We start from the raw sequence: 400 nt of genomic DNA on the forward strand, positions 1-400 counted from the left end.
GGAACCTGCGGTTGGATCACCTCCTTACCTAATGATATTGATTCGCGTGAAGTGCTCACACAGATTGTCTGATGAAAAAGTAATGAGCAAAAGCGCTACCTGTTGATGTAATGAGTCTCTGACTCATGCTGATACGAACCGATTAAGACGTTCAGTTTAATCGGATTTTCGTGTCCCCATCGTCTAGAGGCCTAGGACACTGCCCTTTCACGGCTGTAACAGGGGTTCGAATCCCCTTGGGGACGCCAATCCGATAATGAGTGAAAGACATTATCACCGGTTAGTCATAACCAAAAAATCTTAAAGATGACTCTTGCGAGTCGTGTTTAAGATATTGCTCTTTAACAATCTGGAACAAGCTGAAAATTGAAACATGACAGCTGAAACTTATCCCTCCGTA

Annotated in this window: 1 tRNA gene; it reads left to right on the top strand. The window is 43.5% G+C overall.

Annotated elements, in window-relative coordinates:
- Window positions 1–172 precede the first annotated feature (172 nt).
- A tRNA-Glu gene (locus AC2FC2_RS27000) sits at window positions 173–248 on the top strand.
- Window positions 249–400: the final 152 nt, after the last annotated feature.

The organism is Serratia sp. CoH_122_TC_1 (genome assembly GCF_058191755.1).